General features: G+C 61.1%; 16 protein-coding genes. 6 read left to right on the top strand and 10 right to left on the bottom strand.

The features are described 5' to 3' along the window. Positions 1-35: 35 nt before the first annotated feature. Positions 36-644 (bottom strand): hypothetical protein, encoded by a 609-nt coding sequence (locus M5G11_RS13665; RefSeq protein ID WP_273910966.1) that lies wholly within the window; start codon positions 642-644, stop codon positions 36-38. A 132-nt stretch (positions 645-776) separates the two neighbouring features. On the opposite strand from M5G11_RS13665, the gene M5G11_RS13660 reads away from it, so the two are divergent. Together M5G11_RS13660 and M5G11_RS13655 are read left to right on the top strand one after the other, a co-directional pair. Then, entirely contained in the window at positions 777-1,568 is a 792-nt protein-coding gene (locus tag M5G11_RS13660) for a dienelactone hydrolase family protein (RefSeq protein ID WP_273910965.1), read from the top strand. A 198-nt stretch (positions 1,569-1,766) separates the two neighbouring features. Then, positions 1,767-2,468 carry a 4'-phosphopantetheinyl transferase family protein gene (locus tag M5G11_RS13655; protein ID WP_273925295.1) on the top strand — a complete coding sequence of 234 codons (702 nt, stop codon included), beginning with the start codon at positions 1,767-1,769 and terminating at the stop codon, positions 2,466-2,468. Here M5G11_RS13655 and fhuF read toward each other — a convergent pair. From fhuF to M5G11_RS13640, 3 genes are read right to left on the bottom strand one after another with little or no spacing between them, the layout of a single operon-like run. Further along, positions 2,445-3,041 carry a siderophore-iron reductase FhuF gene (gene fhuF / locus M5G11_RS13650; RefSeq protein WP_420793889.1) on the bottom strand — a complete coding sequence of 199 codons (597 nt, stop codon included), beginning with the start codon at positions 3,039-3,041 and terminating at the stop codon, positions 2,445-2,447. The two genes, M5G11_RS13655 and fhuF, sit on opposite strands and share 24 nt — an antisense overlap. Beyond that, positions 2,987-4,600 (bottom strand): ATP-binding protein, encoded by a 1,614-nt coding sequence (locus M5G11_RS13645; protein ID WP_273912572.1) that lies wholly within the window; start codon positions 4,598-4,600, stop codon positions 2,987-2,989. Before M5G11_RS13645 ends, fhuF begins: the two co-directional genes overlap by 55 nt. Next, the gene (locus M5G11_RS13640) at positions 4,597-5,322 is read right to left on the bottom strand and encodes a response regulator (protein WP_273912571.1); all 726 of its coding nucleotides are present in this window, start codon (positions 5,320-5,322) and stop codon (positions 4,597-4,599) included. Before M5G11_RS13640 ends, M5G11_RS13645 begins: the two co-directional genes overlap by 4 nt. A 775-nt stretch (positions 5,323-6,097) precedes the next feature. Between M5G11_RS13640 and M5G11_RS13635 the strand changes: the two genes are divergently transcribed. The 4 genes from M5G11_RS13635 (at position 6,098) to M5G11_RS13620 (ending at position 12,135) form a co-directional block, all read left to right on the top strand. After that, positions 6,098-8,992, top strand: a complete 2,895-nt coding sequence (locus M5G11_RS13635; RefSeq protein ID WP_273912570.1) for a ribonucleoside-diphosphate reductase subunit alpha — start codon at positions 6,098-6,100, stop codon at positions 8,990-8,992. A 147-nt stretch (positions 8,993-9,139) separates the two neighbouring features. Then, on the top strand, positions 9,140-9,265 hold the full coding sequence (locus M5G11_RS13630) for a hypothetical protein (protein WP_273912569.1): 126 nt from the start codon (positions 9,140-9,142) through the stop codon (positions 9,263-9,265). 534 nt (positions 9,266-9,799) lie between these two features. Then, complete coding sequence (locus tag M5G11_RS13625; RefSeq protein WP_273912568.1) at positions 9,800-11,047, top strand: ribonucleotide-diphosphate reductase subunit beta; 1,248 nt, start codon at positions 9,800-9,802, stop codon at positions 11,045-11,047. A 575-nt stretch (positions 11,048-11,622) separates the two neighbouring features. Next, complete coding sequence (locus tag M5G11_RS13620; protein ID WP_273912567.1) at positions 11,623-12,135, top strand: BRO-N domain-containing protein; 513 nt, start codon at positions 11,623-11,625, stop codon at positions 12,133-12,135. A 59-nt stretch (positions 12,136-12,194) separates the two neighbouring features. On the opposite strand, the gene M5G11_RS13615 is transcribed toward M5G11_RS13620, so the two are convergent. The 6 genes from M5G11_RS13615 to M5G11_RS13590 form a co-directional block, all read right to left on the bottom strand. Then, positions 12,195-12,635: an NUDIX hydrolase gene (locus tag M5G11_RS13615; RefSeq protein WP_273925296.1), complete on the bottom strand. Its 441-nt coding sequence runs from the start codon at positions 12,633-12,635 to the stop codon at positions 12,195-12,197. Positions 12,636-12,923: 288 nt separating this feature from the next. Then, positions 12,924-13,490, bottom strand: a complete 567-nt coding sequence (locus tag M5G11_RS13610; protein ID WP_273914088.1) for a UPF0149 family protein — start codon at positions 13,488-13,490, stop codon at positions 12,924-12,926. Positions 13,491-13,567: 77 nt separating this feature from the next. Next, positions 13,568-14,563 carry an asparaginase gene (locus M5G11_RS13605; protein ID WP_273914087.1) on the bottom strand — a complete coding sequence of 332 codons (996 nt, stop codon included), beginning with the start codon at positions 14,561-14,563 and terminating at the stop codon, positions 13,568-13,570. Next, positions 14,563-15,756 carry a hypothetical protein gene (locus M5G11_RS13600; protein ID WP_273925293.1) on the bottom strand — a complete coding sequence of 398 codons (1,194 nt, stop codon included), beginning with the start codon at positions 15,754-15,756 and terminating at the stop codon, positions 14,563-14,565. The genes M5G11_RS13605 and M5G11_RS13600 overlap by 1 nt, the downstream gene beginning before the upstream one ends. An 11-nt stretch (positions 15,757-15,767) precedes the next feature. Next, positions 15,768-16,664 (bottom strand): nitrilase family protein, encoded by an 897-nt coding sequence (locus tag M5G11_RS13595; protein WP_273925292.1) that lies wholly within the window; start codon positions 16,662-16,664, stop codon positions 15,768-15,770. Between the two features lie 189 nt (positions 16,665-16,853). Beyond that, a complete protein-coding gene (locus tag M5G11_RS13590) occupies positions 16,854-17,609 on the bottom strand; it encodes a bestrophin-like domain (protein WP_273925291.1) in 756 nt (251 codons plus the stop codon). Between the last annotated feature and the right edge of the window lie 147 nt (positions 17,610-17,756).

The following is a 17,756-nucleotide window of genomic DNA, read 5'->3' as shown; positions in this document are numbered from 1 at the left end:
CGCAAACACGGCCGGCCCTGCGTACGTCGCTAACGTCAGAACGTGTAGTTGGCGGAGAGGTACGTCTGCGCGCTGCTGCTCAGGCGCAGGGTACCGAGTTTGTCGCCGCCGTGTTCAGCCAATTCGGTGGCCGCGTTGGTACGCAGGTAACGGTAGCCCAGCTCGACCGAGGTGTTGTCGGTGACTTTCTGCAGCACCCCGGCCTGCAGGCCGACGGCGTAGCCGACATCGGTGTCGCGGCTGTAGCCGGAGGATTCCTGGCTGAGCTTGGTGATACCGGCGCTGGCGCCACCGAACAGCTTGGTGCTGCTGCCGACCGGGTAGAACAGGTCATAGCTGCCGAGCAGGTTTTCCTGGCGCAGCTTCAGGCCGTTGTGGCTGTTGGAGACGTTGTCGTAGGTGAGGTAGTAGCGGCCCTGATCGTTGTACTGACCAAGGCGTACGCCCCAGGTGCCGTCCTTGTTGATGATGCTGTTGGTGTTGCCGGTCGCGTGGTCGGGGTTGCTGCTGAGCAGGCCGGACTTTTTCACTTTGTCGCTGGTCTGACCATACGTCAGGCCGGCGAACGTGCCGTCGTCCGCCATGGCCAGGGAGCTTGCGCCGAACACGGTAATGGCCAGCAGGAGGGGTTTGAGGCTTTTCATCAGTGTGTACTCCAGTTTGAGGCACGGTGTTTGTCTGGCAGCTAGAGTAAGCAGGCCGCCCTGAACCGCCGCTGAACCCCGGCTGAACCTGGGCTGAACGAATGCATCGCCTCGCACACAGGAGTACCGACCATGCGTTTATTGCTGTCTTTGCTGTTGATGATGGCTGCCGGCCTTGCACAGGCGGCAGTACAGACGCGCGAGATCGTCTATGAGTCCGAAGGCCAGCGCATGGTCGGCTACTACGCCTACGACGATGCGCTTTCCGGCGAGCGACCCGGGGTGGTCGTGGTGCATGAGTTCTGGGGCCTGAACGACTACGCCAAGCGCCGTGCCCGGGACTTGGCGGCGTTGGGCTATGCGGCCTTTGCCATCGACATGTATGGCGATGGCAAGAATACCGAGCACCCTGAGGATGCAATGGGCTACATGAAGGCGGCGCTGCAGGACCCGAAGACCGCCAAGCGCCGCTTCGACCGGGGCGTGAAGATGCTCAGGGAGCAACCACAGACCGATGACCAGCGCATCGCCGCAATTGGCTACTGTTTCGGCGGCAAAGTGGTGCTGGATGCAGCCCGGCGGGGCAAGGAGCTGGCCGGGGTGGTGAGCTTCCATGGTCCGCTGGTGACCAATAATCCGGCGACACCAGGTAGCGTGAAAACCCGGATCCTGGTGGAGCATGGCGCCAGCGACAGCGTGGTGACGCCCGATCAGGTGCAGGCGTTCAAGCAGGAGATGGATGCGGCCGGGGCGTCGTACGAGTTCGTCACCATCCAAGGGGCCAAGCACAGCTTCACCAACCCGGACGCCGACCGCCTGAGCCATGGCGAACATGGCGGGCCGGATATTGGCTACAACAAGGCGGCAGACGAGAGTTCGTGGGCGGATATGCAGGCGTTTCTGAAGAAGGTGTTTGCCCAATAGGGCGCTGCATCGCACACCTATTTTGTAGCCGCTGCCGACAGGCTGCGCTGGAGCCCGTGAGGGCTCCCAAAGGCTACGCCTGCCATGCAGGCGAGCGCAGCCTTACGGCAGCGGCTACATGGCAGCAGCGTTGCGGCGACCCGAGCGATCGCCGGCAAGCCTTTCAAACGGCCGGCTATCCACGGCACAATAGCGCCCATGAACCAACACCCTGCCTGCTGCGCCCCGCTCCAGCACCACTGGCCCCTGCCCCGCCCAATTCCCGGTGCGGTGCTGGTCAGTTGCCCGTTCGACCCCGCCGCCCTCGCCGCCGACGACTTCCAACGCGCCGCCATCGAGCAGACCGCCAGCCTGCAACGCTCCGTCGCCAAGCGCCAGGCCGAATACCTCGCTGGCCGCGTCTGCGCCCGCGCCGCCTTGCAGCGCCTGGACGGGCGCATCTACGTACCCGGCACCGACGACGAACGTGCGCCCGTCTGGCCCACCGGCATCAGCGGCTCGATCACCCACGGCAAAGGCTGGGCCGCCGCCGTGGTCGCCCACAGCAGCGATTGCCAGGGCATCGGCATCGATCAGGAAAGCCTGCTCACGGATGAACGCGCCGAGCGCCTGGCGCGGGAGATCCTCACCGCAGCCGAACTACAACGCATGGACCCCGCCCAGGTCGGGCTGACGGTAACCTTGACCTTCTCGCTGAAAGAGAGCCTGTTCAAAGCGCTGTTCCCCCTCGTGCGCCAGCGCTTCTACTTCGAGCACGCCGAATTGCTGGAGTGGTCCGCCGATGGCCACGCGCGCCTGCGCCTGCTCACCGACCTGTCCGCCGACTGGCAACACGGCCGGGAGCTGGAAGGCCAGTTCGTGCTCAACGGCGACCAGCTATTGAGCCTGGTCAGTACCTGACAGCAACGGGCAGTGCTCGCAGTACCCCACCCACGCCACCTTGTAGCTCAGGCAGCAGGTGCGTCGCCGTCGACGACCCTCAGCCTCATAGCGCACGGCTTCAAACAGCGGGCTGTGCGCCGATGTGAGCAAGGCGCGCGCCTGCGGGTCATCCTTCAGTTGCTGCTCCAGATAGTCGCCGGCATTGCCCCACAGCACGGCTGCCGGTAATTGCCCCAGCAGCGCCAGCCGCGCTATCAGCGGCCGCACATGCTGCTCCAGCACATCGCTGAACGAAGCGCAGTACGGCGCCTGCGCCGCCATGAACGTGACCGGCAGGCCACGCGCATCCAGCTCGACCGTCACAGCATCAAAGCGGGCCGGCACCTGCCCGGCCGAGGCTGCCTGCCAGAGCATAGCGAAGTAATACTTGGACCATTGCGAGACCAGCACCGGCAACTGCGCCGGCATCAGCTCAGGCCCGTACAGCGCCAGCAGCAATGGCTGAAAGCGCGCCGGCTGCAACAACTCGTCCAGGGTCATGACCCGGCCTGCTCCTGCTCTTGCTCCCGCGGCCAGCTCAGGCTGAAACAGGCACCGCCCAGGCGCTCGCTCTTGCCCACCAGGGCCCGGCCCTCGTGCCAATAGATGATCCGCCGCACGATCGACAGCCCCAGGCCATGCCCACCCGAGGCGCGGGTGCGGCTGTTGTCCAGGCGGGTGAAGGGCGTGAAGATCCGCCCCCATTCGGTTTCCGGAATTCCCGGGCCATCGTCCTCGACGTCAATGCGGCAACGTTCCTGCCCCAGGTGATAGCTCAGCGCAACCTGTCCCTCGGCATGACGCATGGCGTTGCTGACCAGGTTTTGCAGGGCCCGATGCAGGTAGCGCGGCTCGGCCTCGACCCACGCCCCCAACTCGCTGCCCTGGCAGGGCCCGCGCACCACCCGCACTTCGCGGCGCAGGGGCGAGAGTTCCTCGATCACCTGGTCGAGCAAGGCGTCCAGGTCGACCCGTTCGAAGTGCAAGGCCGGTGCGCCCTGCTCCAGGCGAGCGTAAGTCAGCATCTCGTCGACCAGTTTGTCGAGGTCCTGGATGTCGTTGTCCATGCCGGCCAGGTATTTCTCGCGGGCCGGCTCGCTGCTGGCGCTGGCGATCATCTCCAGCCCGAAGCGCAAACGCGCCACCGGCGTGCGCAGCTCGTGGGACACCGCCCGCACCAGTTCGCGCTGGATGGTCAGGGAGCGCTGCAAGTGCTCGGCCATGCCGTTGAAGGCCTCAGCCAGGCGCCCGACCGAGTCGGCGTCGTCCGCCTCCACTCGGGTGTCCAGGCTGCCCTGGGCGATCTGTGTGGCGGCCGCTTCAAGGCCGGACAAACGCCACTCCAGTTGGCGCACCAGCAGGTAGACAATCAAACCGATCAGGCACAACCCGAGCGCGGCGATCAGCACCAGCATCTGTGGCGGATAAGGGTTCATCTGGTACAGCGGGCCGACCTCGAGCACCCACGGCGTGCCGACCATGCCGGCAAACACGCGGATCGAGTCACCGTCCTTGCCCAGGGCCATCACCGTGTCGCCCTCATCGACCCGACGGCGCTGGTCATCGTCCATGTCGGTCTCGCCCAGGCCGAGCAGGCGCAGCTCGAAGCCGAAGCCCTTGTCCTGCTTCAACGCCTCAAGGCGCCTGGGTTGCTCGCCGACCGGGTAGCGCACCAACTCATCCACCAGCAGGTAGATGGTCGCGCGTGCCAACTGCTCGCTGATCTGCTGCACCTCGCCGGTCAGCAGCAGGCTCTGCCCGCGCACCTGACGCATGACCTTCGCGGCATGCGGGCCAGTGCGCTCGACCAACACCTGGCCACGCTGCAACTGGCTGCGCTGGCTGCCATCGAGTGCGGCCTGCTCGATGGGCTGCAGGTCCAGCGGAATGCCCAGCAGGCGCTCCCAGATCGCCAGCGCACGGGTGCGCTCCACGCCATTCATCAGCGCCAGGTTGTCAGCCATCAAGGTAAAGGTGCCGTGGGCCAGCCGTTCGCGGTACTGGCCGGCGCGCACTTCGTTGAGCAGGTGCAGGCTGAGCACGCCGAGCACGGCCACCAGCACTAGCGCGGCGAGCATGCCGCCATAGATACGCAGGAAGATCGAATTCATTCAGGCTGGCCCAGGGCCTCGGCGGCCTCGCGAACGAACAGGTAGCCCTTGCTGCGCAGGGTCTTGATCATGCGCGGGTGGATCGGGTCGTCGCCTATTTTGGGGCGGATGCGCGAAATGCGCACGTCGATGGAGCGGTCCTGGCCGTCGTAGCCCACGCCACGCAGCGAGGTGAAGATCTCCTCGCGGGACAGCACCCGCCCGGCATTGCTGACCAGCAGCCAGAGCAGGTCGAATTCAGCGCTGGTCAGCTCGATGCCCTGCTCGCCCAGCCAGGCCTCACGCAAGGTGTTGTCGACCCGCAGCGGGCCAAATTGCAGGCTCTGGCGCTCATTGCCGAGCACCGGGGCATCGCTACGGCGCAGCAAGGCGTTGATCCGCGCCAGCAACAGGCGCGGGCGTACCGGCTTGCACACGTAATCATCGGCGCCCATGTCCAGGCCCTGCACCTGGTCGAGGTCGTCGCTGCGCGCGGTGAGCATGAGGATCGGCCCGGGGTAGTCGTTGCGCACCTTGCGACAGATGCTCAGGCCGTCTTCACCGGGCAACATCAGGTCGAGGATCACCAGGTCCGGCTGCTCGCCGATGATCCGCGCGGCGGCCTTGGCGCCGTCGCCCTCCACCGCCACATCAAAGCCATTGGCTTGCAGGTACTCGCGGGTCAGCTCGGCGAGCCGCTCGTCATCCTCGACGATCAAAACCTGACTGCGCTGCTGTTCCACGGATCACCTCGGCTGGGCCTGTTGTTGTGTATAGATGAAAGGCCAGTGTCACCCTTTCACCAAAGGGCAACATCGGCCCCGGATACTACGACGCGCACCCCGCCCTGCCAACCGCTGCCGGGGATGGAAAAGCGCAGGCCAGATTCGGTTCGGAGATCAGGTTTTTTTGTGATAGGGTTCGCGCCCGCAAAAATCTGCCGAAGGGGATTTTCGGACACAAAAAAGCATAAATGGCGGTGGGACGCGGCCTACAAGGGCTGCAGGCAAAACACACACAAACTACCCACAAGTTATCCACAGAGCGCCATCTTGCAATAGCCCCAATACCGCATTATCTTGTATCCCCATCGCAGCAAAACACTACATGTTGGGGTTTCATCAAAAACCCAAGCACAAGTCAAGCATCAAACTCAAGCCCTCAGACGGTGCTTTTTTTGCTTGAACTTTAGAAGAATTCAGCAGCCAAACCGCTCCTGCGGAGGCGAACGTTGCAAGCCCTGAGTGGGCCTTGTTTCGGGTACGGGTGTTGCAGGCAAATGCCGCACACGGTACCGCAACAGTTTCAGGCCTGGGGGCCTGGAGCCTTTGACTTCGGCCAGGGAGCGGCAAGCGATTGCCCCTTACTCCTGAACTGTCCCGAAGTAGGTATGCCCGACCCGGTCGGCGCACGAGCCCTTGTGGTGTTCCGTGCCCCCGGGATGGTTGTCGAGCTTTCGGACGGAACGGTTGGCGCCCACCAGGCGCCTCAACAAACTTAGAGAACGTGGAGACACCCATGCAAACCGACACAACTCGCGAGAACCCGCAGGCCAAGGCGCCGCAGGCCGCCGATTCGAATCAGGATCTGGCTGCTACCGCCCCTGGCCAACTGCGCGTGATCAAGCGCAATGGCACTGTCGTCGCCTACACCGACGACAAGATCACCGTAGCCATCACCAAGGCGTTCCTCGCAGTTGAGGGCGGCACCGCTGCCGCCTCGTCGCGCATCCACGACACCGTTGCCCGCCTGACCGAGCAGGTCACCGCGACCTTCAAGCGTCGCATGCCGTCCGGTGGCACCATCCATATCGAAGAAATCCAGGACCAGGTCGAACTGGCCCTGATGCGTGCCGGCGAGCAGAAGGTTGCTCGCGACTACGTGATCTACCGTGACCAGCGTGCCAAGGAGCGTGCCACCCGCGCCCCGGCCGATGACGCCGTGCAACCGCACCCAAGCATCCGCATCACCCTGGCCGACGGCAGCCTGACGCCGCTGGACATGAACCGCCTGAACACCATCATCAGCGAAGCCTGCGAAGGCCTGGCCGAAGTCGATGGCGAGCTGATCCAGCGCGAAACCCTGAAGAACCTCTACGACGGCGTCGCCATGAAGGACGTCAACACCGCCCTGGTGATGACCGCCCGTACCCTGGTCGAGCGTGAGCCGAACTACTCGTTCGTTACCGCCCGCCTGCTGATGGACACCCTGCGTGCCGAAGGCCTGGGCTTCCTCGGCGTGGCCGACAGCGCCACCCACCACGAGATGGCTGAGCTGTACGCCAAGGCCCTGCCGGCCTACATCGCCAAAGGCGTTGAGTTCGAGCTGCTGAACCCGGCCCTGGCGGCCTTCGACCTGGAGCGTCTGGGCCAGGCGATCAACCACGAGCGCGACCAGCAGTTCACCTACCTGGGCCTGCAGACCCTCTACGACCGTTACTTCATCCACAAGGATGGCGTGCGTTTCGAGCTGCCGCAGGTGTTCTTCATGCGTGTGGCCATGGGCCTGGCGCTGGAAGAGCAGGACAAGGAAGCTCGCGCGATCGAGTTCTACAACCTGCTGTCGTCCTTCGACTACATGTCGTCGACCCCGACCCTGTTCAACGCCGGTACCCTGCGTCCACAGCTGTCGAGCTGCTACCTGACCACCGTGCCGGATGACCTGTCGGGCATCTACCACGCGATTCACGACAACGCCATGTTGTCCAAATTCGCTGGCGGCCTGGGCAACGACTGGACCCCTGTACGTGCACTGGGCTCCTACATCAAGGGCACCAACGGCAAGTCCCAGGGCGTGGTTCCGTTCCTCAAAGTGGTCAACGACACCGCCGTTGCGGTCAACCAGGGTGGCAAGCGCAAAGGCGCGGTCTGTGCCTACCTGGAAACCTGGCACCTGGACATCGAAGAATTCATCGAGCTGCGCAAGAACACCGGTGATGACCGTCGTCGTACCCACGACATGAACACTGCCAACTGGATCCCTGACCTGTTCATGAAGCGTGTCTTCGATGACGGCAAGTGGACCCTGTTCTCGCCATCGGAAGTGCCAGACCTGCACGACCTGACCGGCAAGGCCTTCGAAGAGCGTTACGAGTACTACGAAGCCCTGACCGAGTACAACAAGATCAAGGTATTCAAGACCGTCCAGGCCAAAGACCTGTGGCGCAAGATGCTTTCGATGCTGTTCGAAACCGGCCACCCATGGTTGACCTTCAAGGACCCGTGCAACCTGCGTAGCCCGCAGCAGCACGTGGGCGTGGTCCACAGCTCGAACCTGTGCACCGAGATCACCCTGAACACCAACAAGGACGAGATCGCGGTCTGCAACCTGGGCTCGATCAACCTGCCGAACCACATCGTCGATGGCAAGCTGGACACCACCAAGCTGCAACGCACCGTGAACACCGCCGTGCGCATGCTCGACAACGTGATCGACATCAACTACTACTCGGTGCCGCAAGCGCGCAACTCGAACCTCAAGCACCGCCCGGTCGGCCTGGGCATCATGGGCTTCCAGGACGCGCTGTACCTGCAGCACATCCCGTACGGTTCGGACGCTGCGGTCGAGTTCGCCGACAAATCGATGGAAGCGGTCAGCTACTTCGCCATCCAGGCTTCCTGTGACCTGGCCGACGAGCGTGGCGCCTACGAGACCTTCCAGGGTTCGCTGTGGTCCAAGGGCATCCTGCCGCTGGACTCGCAACAGATCCTGATCGAAGCCCGTGGCCAGAAGTACATCGATGTCGACCTGAACGAATCCCTGGACTGGGCGCCAGTACGTGCCCGTGTACAGAAAGGCATTCGCAACTCGAACATCATGGCCATCGCGCCGACCGCAACCATCGCCAACATCACTGGCGTATCGCAGTCGATCGAGCCGACTTACCAGAACCTGTACGTGAAATCGAACCTGTCGGGCGAGTTCACCGTGATCAACCCGTACCTGGTCCACGACCTGAAGGCCCGTGGCCTGTGGGACTCGGTCATGATCAACGACCTGAAGTACTACGACGGTTCCGTGCAGCAGATCGAGCGTATCCCGCAAGAGCTGAAAGACCTGTACGCCACTGCGTTCGAAGTTGACACCAAGTGGATCGTTGACGCTGCCAGCCGTCGCCAGAAGTGGATCGACCAGGCGCAGTCGCTGAACCTGTACATCGCCGGCGCTTCGGGCAAGAAGCTGGACGTGACCTACCGCATGGCCTGGTACCGTGGTCTGAAAACCACCTACTACCTCCGTGCCCTGGCTGCAACCAGCACCGAGAAGTCGACCATCAACACCGGCAAGCTCAACGCCGTCTCCAGCGGTGGCGACAACGCCCCGCAGCAGGCCGCGCCAGCAGCAGCCCCCGCTCCAGCACCGGTACCAAAAGCCTGTGCGATCGACGAGCCGGACTGCGAAGCCTGCCAGTAAGTGATAAGCGGCGCTTGATCTGAGCGCTGGATGAACAAGGGCCGGGATTATTCCCGGCCTTTGTTTGTGTGGAGGAAATGCCATCCGCTGTCGGCGTGCTGGAGGAGCTTGTAGGTTCTGCAGTTCACCCAGCCACGGAGACACCTGATGAGCAAAAAACCCACCACCAGGAAGATTGGCCGCGATGCCGAAAGCGGTCGTTTCACCAGCGTTGAAAAGGCGCGCAAGCACCCACGGACCCACATCGTCGAGACGCTGAAAAAGTCCAAGTGAAACCCCAGCGCCGGCGGCTCAATCGACGACCGGCGCTACCCTGCCCCACGCCCCCGCTCTACCCTGTGTTTTAACGCCTTGCCGGAAAAAACCCATAGCGTGATCTGGCGCACGACTTCGGGCACAAACACCCATATGCAGTGTTTTTTTCACAAGCACTACACCATATGTAGGATTTTTCGTCTAAACTCCCACACCGTAAACGCAAGCGACAAGGCGTGAACGACTCCAGCAATATCTGGTCAAAAATACGTATTTTCGAGGGTTGCGAGTCCCCCGGCCGGCAATGATTCCGGTATACTCCGACCCCCCAAAAAAAGGCCGTAAGCCATGCCTGTTTTGGTGAGTTTTCAACGTTCGCGGCCCCTGGTTCCAGGATTGGCCCGACGCGCAAAATGAACAACTTCAAGATGTCTCGGAGGCGAGTCTTCCGAGCTGCCGTATTGCCTCTGGGTCGTGCGAAGTAAAGGCATCACCTTTTTTAAAATCCAAGCGGTTGCCTGCGGGCGACCCTCAAGCAGGAGCCTCACTATCATGCTGAGCTGGGACGAATTCGAAAACGACGACGGCGAAGAAGCTGCCAAAGGCGTCACCGCCACTCAAGCCGCTGCTGCCGGCATCGACAAGCTCGACAGCGCCGGTGGTGCTGCGGCGCTGGAAGCCCGTGCCGTGACCTCGACTGACTCGGCGGCGGTGATCCGCGCCAAGGCTGCCCTGGACAAGCTCGACATCGCTGAAGGCCTGGCTGAGCTGGAAGGTTCGGCGGCCCGTGTTGCCGTTGACGAAAAGCGCATGATCAACTGCCGTGCCGACTTGAACCAGCTGGTGCCGTTCAAGTACGACTGGGCGTGGCAGAAGTACCTGGATGGCTGTGCCAACCACTGGATGCCGCAAGAGGTCAACATGACCGCGGACATCGCCCTGTGGAAAGACCAGGACGGCCTGACCGATGACGAGCGTCGCATCGTCATGCGCAACCTGGGCTTCTTCTCTACGGCTGACTCGCTGGTTGCCAACAACCTGGCGCTGGCCGTGTACCGTTTGATCACCAACCCGGAGTGCCGCCAGTACATCCTGCGCCAGGCCTTCGAAGAGGCGATCCACACTCACGCTTACCAGTACTGCATTGAATCGTTGGGCATGGATGAAGGCGAGATCTTCAACATGTACCACGAGATTCCATCGGTCGCCAAGAAAGCCGCCTGGGGCCTGAGCTACACCCGTGCGATCTCCGACCCGGAGTTCAACACCGGTACCGTCGAAACGGACAAAGAGCTGCTGCGCAACCTGATCGCCTACTACTGCGTTCTGGAAGGCATCTTCTTCTACTGCGGCTTCACCCAGATCCTGTCGATGGGTCGTCGCAACAAGATGACCGGTGTAGCTGAGCAGTTCCAGTACATCCTGCGTGACGAGTCGATGCACTTGAACTTCGGTATCGACGTGATCAACCAGATCAAGATCGAGAACCCGCACCTGTGGGATGCCGAGATGAAGGAAGAGGCCTCGCAGATGATTCTGCAGGGTACTCAGCTGGAGATCGAATACGCACGTGACACCATGCCACGTGGTGTATTGGGCATGAACGCCGCGATGATGGAAGACTACCTGAAGTTCATCGCCAACCGTCGCCTGTCGCAGATCGGCCTGAAGGAAGAGTACCCAGGTACGACCAACCCGTTCCCATGGATGAGCGAGATCATGGACTTGAAGAAAGAGAAGAACTTCTTCGAGACGCGGGTTATTGAGTATCAGACGGGTGGGGCGTTGAGCTGGGATTGATTTAATTATGGCCACTAAAATATTAGTGGCCATTTTTTTACTTTAAATAGTTCGACAGTAGTTGAGCTCACAAGTAACGATGGCGTCGTTGGTGCACATCACGGTTGCGTTACGGCTTGCCGAGTAGAATTTAACGCTCTTGCAAAAAATCATATCGTCCATCTAACCTCCAATTACAAGCCGTTTTTTATGATGGGGCGCACCTCTGACAGAGTGAATTTCAGAAACGGCCTACAGGGGAACTATTGATCCTTAGTTACAACCCCTGTAGCTTTATTTCTGGCGCCTAAGAAACGCCTCTCACGGCGGTCGAGCCCGCTCCCGACAGATGCGGCATTTTGTGCCTGTAGTCTACTTCTGCGCACAAAACTCTCTGTTATGTCGGGAGTGGACTAATACAAGACCCGAAAGGGGAATATGTCCGGCCCTCCGTGAGGGGTTTCTTAGCTCCCGACACCCAGTCCTAAGAGAACTGTCATCAATAGAGGTAATAGAAATGCCTACCGACGCTCACGCTCGCAGGCCTTTCGCAGACGCGGCTCGCCTAGCTAATCACTCCCGCTTGGAGGTCAGCCATGACTGACCTCTACGACCCCCTACTATTCACTCGCCACAACCGCCCTCTTCACGCCCTTTGGCTCGAATCCCAAGCCTGGTTCTGCGCACGTGAGCTAGGCCGTCTGATTGGCCGTTATCTTGATGAGCAGATCATCCGCAGGCTCGACGCGGATCAGCATCGCGTTCTCACGCTGCTGCGCTATGGCGAATACCGGGAAACCATGATGATCAGTGAGTCTGGGGCCTACACCGTGCTGGCCCACCACTACATCCCGGAAAACCGCGTGCTGCGACATTGGCTTACCCATGATGTGGTCGCAGTGTTGAGGGACCGTCGGGATGGGGCAAAAGCTGTTGCACCGCATGTCGACCGGCTCAATTGGTCCGGTCGATCACTGGCCTTGCTGCACTGGCAAAGCGAGCCGTGGATTCGGCTTAGGGATATGCCGCAGTTGTTGAGTAAGCCGCCGGGGCGAGAAAGGCGATCAGCCTCGTGGCGTCAGACTGCTGCGCGACTGCTCGGGATTTAATCTGAGGGCTGCACCGGCCCAATCGCCGGCAAGGCCGGCTCCCACAGTACTAATTACTCCTAACCATTGTGGGAGCCGGCCTTGCCGGCGATTGGGCGCGTAGCGGCCACCAGGTATTTCAGTGCACGACGAAAGACCGGATGACACTCTGCCAGTGGCAAATCATCGAGAGGTGCCCAGAAGAACGCGAACGCATGCCCGTGATCATCGAGGGTTTGGTGGGTCCATTGTTCAGGTAGCGGTATATCTACCTCGCACAAGTGAAATGACCAGACCTGATCAAGGTGCTCGGCATTCCAGCAACCCAGGTCACTGACAACGGTGGCGGTTTCGATACCTGATTCTTCTCGCAACTCACGCAGGGCTGCCAGGGCCGGTGCTTCACCTGCCTCGATGGTGCCTTTGACAAGCTGCACGCCAGCCTGCGGATGGCGGAACAAGAGGATACGAGGTGCAGATGAGTGTGAAAGGACTACCGGACAGGCTTTGTTAGGTGACATGACGATTTCCATGGGTGTCTGCGTTGCGCACGGCAGCCTGCTTCCTGGCGTAGAGCGGTGATACATATTCTGGCCCCATCGCCGGCCAGGCCGGCTCCCTCAGTGGTACTCATGCTCCGGACCATTGTGGGAGCCGGCCTTGCCGGCGATTGAGCGCGTAGCGGTCTGTGCCAGCCCATTCGCTGGCAAGCCTATAAACGGCCTATTGCACTCATTGTTCGCACCGGCTACGCGCTCGTCAACGCCCCATCATCAATGCGTTGCCGCCAACAGCGAACAATGCTGACGCTAAGCCGTACGCAGCGCCAGTGAATGCCGATACAGCGCTCGCATCGCATACGTAACGCCGTCTATAGAGTCCCTGTGCTCATCTGGACTCATGGCCTGGACCTTGGCGTAGTTGCTTTCCAGACCATGCAGCGCGATGAGCGAGAGGTGCTTGGAATAAGGTGCCGGCAATCCGGTCCACTGGGCCAACGACACGCCGCGCATATAGCCCTGACACCAGTCCTCGACGACGAACACCGGCTCGCCCGACGTTGGGCTGGCAACGAACAAAGGCTCGAACTCTTCACAGGCCTCGAACAGATCATTGGCGACACTGTTCATGTAGCGCATCAGCAAGGCATGGAAGGCCTCCTCCTCCGCCTCTCTCCTGAGCTTCTGCACCCTGCCGCCCACTTCGTGCAACCACTCATCCGGGTCGATGTACTCGGCAGAGCTGATCAGCGCAACGAAGAAGCCATCCAGTTCCGATAAGGTACGGATGGCCCTTTCGTTACCATATTTGAGCAGCAGGTCGTCCAGCCGGCCCATCTCCTTTTCACTCAAAGGCTGCAGAAATACGTGGTGCATGGCGTCGTCCCGAATCAGCTTCGTTCCTGACACCTTAGCTCAAGCAGCCGCCTTGGCAGGTTACATTTAGAGTGGATTCATGCAATTGGCTGCAAAAAATGCCTAAGTTCACGTTGCATGCCGCTACCAATCAGCAACCACAGCAGCACGCGGCACTTACGCGGACAGAGAAAACCCGCCATTGTCGCCCCCTTCCCCTGCAAGTCGATTTCGCCGCCGGCAAAGCCATAGGTTTGCAGAGCCGTTGGGCCGGCGCCGGCCCGAGAGGCGATAACGACGGCCATTTCCCTGGCAAGGGTTTGCACCCATTGCGCCCACGCCTGCGACACATGCCCGGCACCAAAACCCGCAATCACCAAGCCCTCGTAACCAGCGCAGGCCACCTGCTCCAGCAATAACGTGTCGGCATCGAGGCTGGCCTCAAGCAGCGCCACGCGGTGGTCCCACCGCGTGGGCTCAGGCAATAAGGTACGCGCCACAACAGGCCTCACGTAGCAAGGTTGGCCCTCAACCACCAGGCCATTGACCCCAACCTGCGCCGAGCTGAAGGCAGCCATCGCCAGGCTGTCAGTCTTGCGCACATGCTCGGCTGCATGGATCTGGTCAGTGATCACCACCTGCACCCCGCGACCTCGACTGCTTTGCGCCAATGTCACCTGAACCGCGGCGAGCACATTGGCCGGGCCATCCGCACCAGGCTGGCTTGCAGCACGCATCGCCCCGGTGAGTATCAGCGGTGCATCGTAGGGCCAGAGCAAACCAAGGAAATACGCGACCTCCTCCAGGGTGTCCGTCCCCTGTGTGAGCACAACCGCCACGGCGCCCGACTCCACCTGGGATTTTGCCCATCGGAGCACCTCAAGCAGTTGGATGAACGTCAGCGACGCACTGGGCACCAGGCACAACGTCTCGACGTGGATCTGCGCCATTCTTCCAAGCTGAGGTAAAGCGACCAACAGCGTTTCGCCAGACAACACCGGTGTGACGCCCGGTTCCGTGTCCCCGGACTGCATGCTGACAGTACCGCCTAGCGCGCCAAAGGCCAGACGCGGCATAGCAACAGGCGTGATCATCAGGCGCCTCCACATAGCAGGCCAATCAGCGGTAACAGCACCAAGGTGCAAATCGCCATGGACAGCACATTGCCTATGTAGCCGTGCATATGGCTCGGCAGCCGGTTGCTGATGAACACGGCCAAGGGCGGTGCCGTCAGCGCACCGAGCGTGGCACTGAGCAACACAACCTGCCAACTGCCACCCAATGTCAGCACGGCTGCCGGCACGATGGACACAATCGGAATGTAGGTGGGATACCAGCCAAGGCACATCCACTGCCTGCGCCACACCAACACGCCGATCAACGATGCCAGCGCCTGACCTGAGACCATCTCCAGGAGCAGTTGTGAACCATAAGCAGGCCCGCTGGGTGAAATCGCATAAGCCAACAAAGCCCCTAGCAACAAGCCGGCACTGGCCAACTCGTTACCAAAGAAGGGTGCCTCGCTGAAATCAGCCAGTACGCGACGCAAGGTCCACACGACGCCGTAATCCGCAGCCGCACTGACACAAGGTGCCGGCAGCGGTGCAGTGGACGGTGGCACGGAGCGGACCAGCCCCGGGGTCAAGCGGTACAACGTGAAGGCCAGCACACTGGCAATCGCCATTCCCCCAACATTGCCGATCACAACTGGCAAGTGCAGTGGGTAACACAGGTAATTGACCAGCAGCAGGCTTGCCGGTGTCACCAACAGCGCGCCCAGGAGCGCCCCATTGATCGCCACCTTCCAGCCCGCGCCAAACAGCAGCACGGTCGCTGCAGGCAGCGACACAAAGGCGACGAAAGTGGGCTGCCAGGTGCCGTTGCCCAGTGTCCAGCCCCACAAAAGGTGGCTGAACATCAGCCCCAAGCACGAGCTGATGACCAGCCAAGGCCACAAGCCGGTGCCATAGCAGATCGCAAAGCCCTGCCAGCGCATGCCGTTTCGGTTGGCCCAATGAGCCAGGCCTGCCCCTGCGAGCAACCCTAAAGCCGGTAGCTCATGCTTGTAGAAGGCTACTTCACTGATATCGCCGATGATCCAGCGTAACCGCGCGATGGGCTCCTCCAGGTGAGCGAGCATGTGCGCGTAGTCTGGCCAAGGGCCGATCCAGCCTGCTGCGCGGCCGCTGATAACTTCGATCAGCACACTGATAAGCAGTGAAGTGCTTAAGCACATAAGCAGCAGCGGTACAGCACTGTCTCGGCGGTGTTCAATTGTTTTATCCATGACAAACGCCCTCAGCGCGGCAACGCAGGATGCAGGTGGTAGCCCAGCATTGCGTCGTACAGGTCAGTACGTCGGTCACGTGGCAGATCGTTCAGGCTGTTCCAGATGGGTGCGCTACGGGCGCTGCTGAGATCAACATCGGCGTAGACGATGCACTCGCTCTCTGGCCCCGCGACATCGCCAAGCGGCCAGCCATTGGTGCCGGCAATCAGCGAGCAACCAAGAAAGCGCCCGCCTCGCTCGCTGCCAATACGGTTTGCGGCAGCGATGTAGACGTTGTTGACGTGGGCTGCCGTGATGGTCAGGTAGGACGCCATGCACTTGCCGCTAGCGTCGAACAGCGGAGGTGGCGTCCACACCCAGTTGTTCAGGCTGCAAATGATGTCCGCACCTTGCTGGGCCAGTAGCCGTGGCACTTCAGGGAACCAGATGTCCCAGCAGATCAGCAGGCCGATACGGCCAATGGGGGTTTCAAACACGGGGAAGCCCAGGTTGCCTGGCGTGAACCAGAGCTTTTCCTGATCCCATAGATGCGCCTTGCGGTAGTGGCCAAGCAGGCCGTCCGGGCCAAACAGTACTGCACTGTCGTAGAGTTTCAGGCCATCACGCTCAGCGAAACCTGCCGCCAGGTAGACCTGGTGCTCCCTGGCGAATGCCGCCCAGGTACGAAGGCTTGGGCCATCCTCGAGGCTCTCGGCATGGGCATAGGCTTCTACACGCGTGGTGAAGGTGTAGCCGGTGTTGCACAACTCAGGCAGCACGATCAGGTTCGCACCTTCGCGGACGGCTTGCTCGGCAAGCTCAAGGCCTTTGCACAGGTTGTTGTCGCACTGCTCAAGCCCGACCTGCGGGTCGAACTGGATGACCGCGATGCGCACCGGGCTGACGGGAGTGGGTTGCGTAGGCATGCTGGCGTCCTTCTTGTTGTTCTTGGAGGAACGCCAGTAAAGCGAATTCGTCGGCAAGTCCAACAGTCAGCCACGTCCGTAGGTAGTGCGCGAAAATTCCTACTCGAAGGAAAGGGAGATCCCGAGCGCAGCCTTTCCGGTTGCAGGGGGTTAGGCAATACTCCCAGCGCCGCTCAGCTCAAGTCGGCTCTAAAGCTGCATTTCCGCCAGCGCCCTTTCCAGCGGGAGGTCGGAAATCTGGATAACGCCGGAGAACGGCATATCCATGTCGAGCACCAAAAACACCGACGCAGCCAACAGCAACGCTGACACGGTGAACATCCCGACAACCATTGAGTTTCGCGGCGCTCGGTAGCCAAAGCTGGCGAAAATAAGCGTCATCCAGGCGACCAGCATTCCGATCAGCAGCCCCGGAATTGCCCCTTCCGATTGCTCGACGATCCTCCAACGCTGCTCAATGATCGAGTGATACTGCTGACGCAGATCCGACAGCATGGTTTCGTGAAAACGGTCAGGCGGTGAAATCGCAGCCAATGCGCCACCGATGCTGTCCAGGTATTGAACGGCTGCGCTTTTCTGATGCTGCAGTGCCTGGTCGCCGGTGTAGGGGGTATCAATTGCGTGCTTTAGGTAGACCAGTAGATGTTCACGGGTGCCGAGGGCGTCGGCGCCGTATGTCTTGAGGGTGCGGTCGAAGATGATCAGGCTGGTGGCGTAAGCGTGATAGTTGGCATCGACGCCTTCGTAGGTGTTCTTGGCCGAGTTGATCAGCAAGCCGAACACCAGGGAGGTCATGACCACGAAGATGTTCGCGACCAGGCGCACCACGGTGTTGGTCTCGTCATCCCTGTGCCGGGCAGAGAGCTTGGGGTACAGGTGCATCATCAACAGGGCTGCCGCGAGCAGGCAGATGAAGACAGCTACTGCGATCCAGATAGACTCCATGCGCTCACGTCCCCTGCTGTTAGCGATAGTGCGTGCGGTTGGGGGAACCTTAGCATGGTGTTAGGGCTTTTCGCCGGCAACGCCGGCTCCCACAGGGGGATATGACGTGTGGATGTTTTTCGCGCCAAAAGACAAAACCCCAACTGC

Source organism: Pseudomonas fontis, from assembly GCF_028656955.1.
GTDB lineage: Bacteria > Pseudomonadota > Gammaproteobacteria > Pseudomonadales > Pseudomonadaceae > Aquipseudomonas > Aquipseudomonas fontis.
The sequence above is the reverse complement of the archived record's forward strand: the minus strand, read 5'-3'. Positions and strand labels throughout refer to the sequence as shown.

Bases quoted from the DNA above. Each gene is read 5' to 3' on its own strand.
- M5G11_RS13595 (WP_273925292.1), bottom strand. From the start codon at position 16,664: ATGCCTACGCAACCCACTCCCGTCAGCCCGGTGCGCATCGCGGTCATC.
- M5G11_RS13610 (WP_273914088.1), bottom strand. From the start codon at position 13,490: ATGCACCACGTATTTCTGCAGCCTTTGAGTGAAAAGGAGATGGGCCGG.
- M5G11_RS13600 (WP_273925293.1), bottom strand. From the start codon at position 15,756: ATGGATAAAACAATTGAACACCGCCGAGACAGTGCTGTACCGCTGCTG.
- M5G11_RS13605 (WP_273914087.1), bottom strand. From the start codon at position 14,563: ATGATCACGCCTGTTGCTATGCCGCGTCTGGCCTTTGGCGCGCTAGGC.
- M5G11_RS13620 (WP_273912567.1), top strand. From the start codon at position 11,623: ATGACTGACCTCTACGACCCCCTACTATTCACTCGCCACAACCGCCCT.
- M5G11_RS13665 (WP_273910966.1), bottom strand. From the start codon at position 644: ATGAAAAGCCTCAAACCCCTCCTGCTGGCCATTACCGTGTTCGGCGCA.
- M5G11_RS13635 (WP_273912570.1), top strand. From the start codon at position 6,098: ATGCAAACCGACACAACTCGCGAGAACCCGCAGGCCAAGGCGCCGCAG.
- M5G11_RS13615 (WP_273925296.1), bottom strand. From the start codon at position 12,635: ATGTCACCTAACAAAGCCTGTCCGGTAGTCCTTTCACACTCATCTGCA.
- M5G11_RS13655 (WP_273925295.1), top strand. From the start codon at position 1,767: ATGAACCAACACCCTGCCTGCTGCGCCCCGCTCCAGCACCACTGGCCC.
- M5G11_RS13660 (WP_273910965.1), top strand. From the start codon at position 777: ATGCGTTTATTGCTGTCTTTGCTGTTGATGATGGCTGCCGGCCTTGCA.
- M5G11_RS13590 (WP_273925291.1), bottom strand. From the start codon at position 17,609: ATGGAGTCTATCTGGATCGCAGTAGCTGTCTTCATCTGCCTGCTCGCG.
- M5G11_RS13630 (WP_273912569.1), top strand. From the start codon at position 9,140: ATGAGCAAAAAACCCACCACCAGGAAGATTGGCCGCGATGCCGAAAGC.
- M5G11_RS13645 (WP_273912572.1), bottom strand. From the start codon at position 4,600: ATGAATTCGATCTTCCTGCGTATCTATGGCGGCATGCTCGCCGCGCTA.
- M5G11_RS13625 (WP_273912568.1), top strand. From the start codon at position 9,800: ATGCTGAGCTGGGACGAATTCGAAAACGACGACGGCGAAGAAGCTGCC.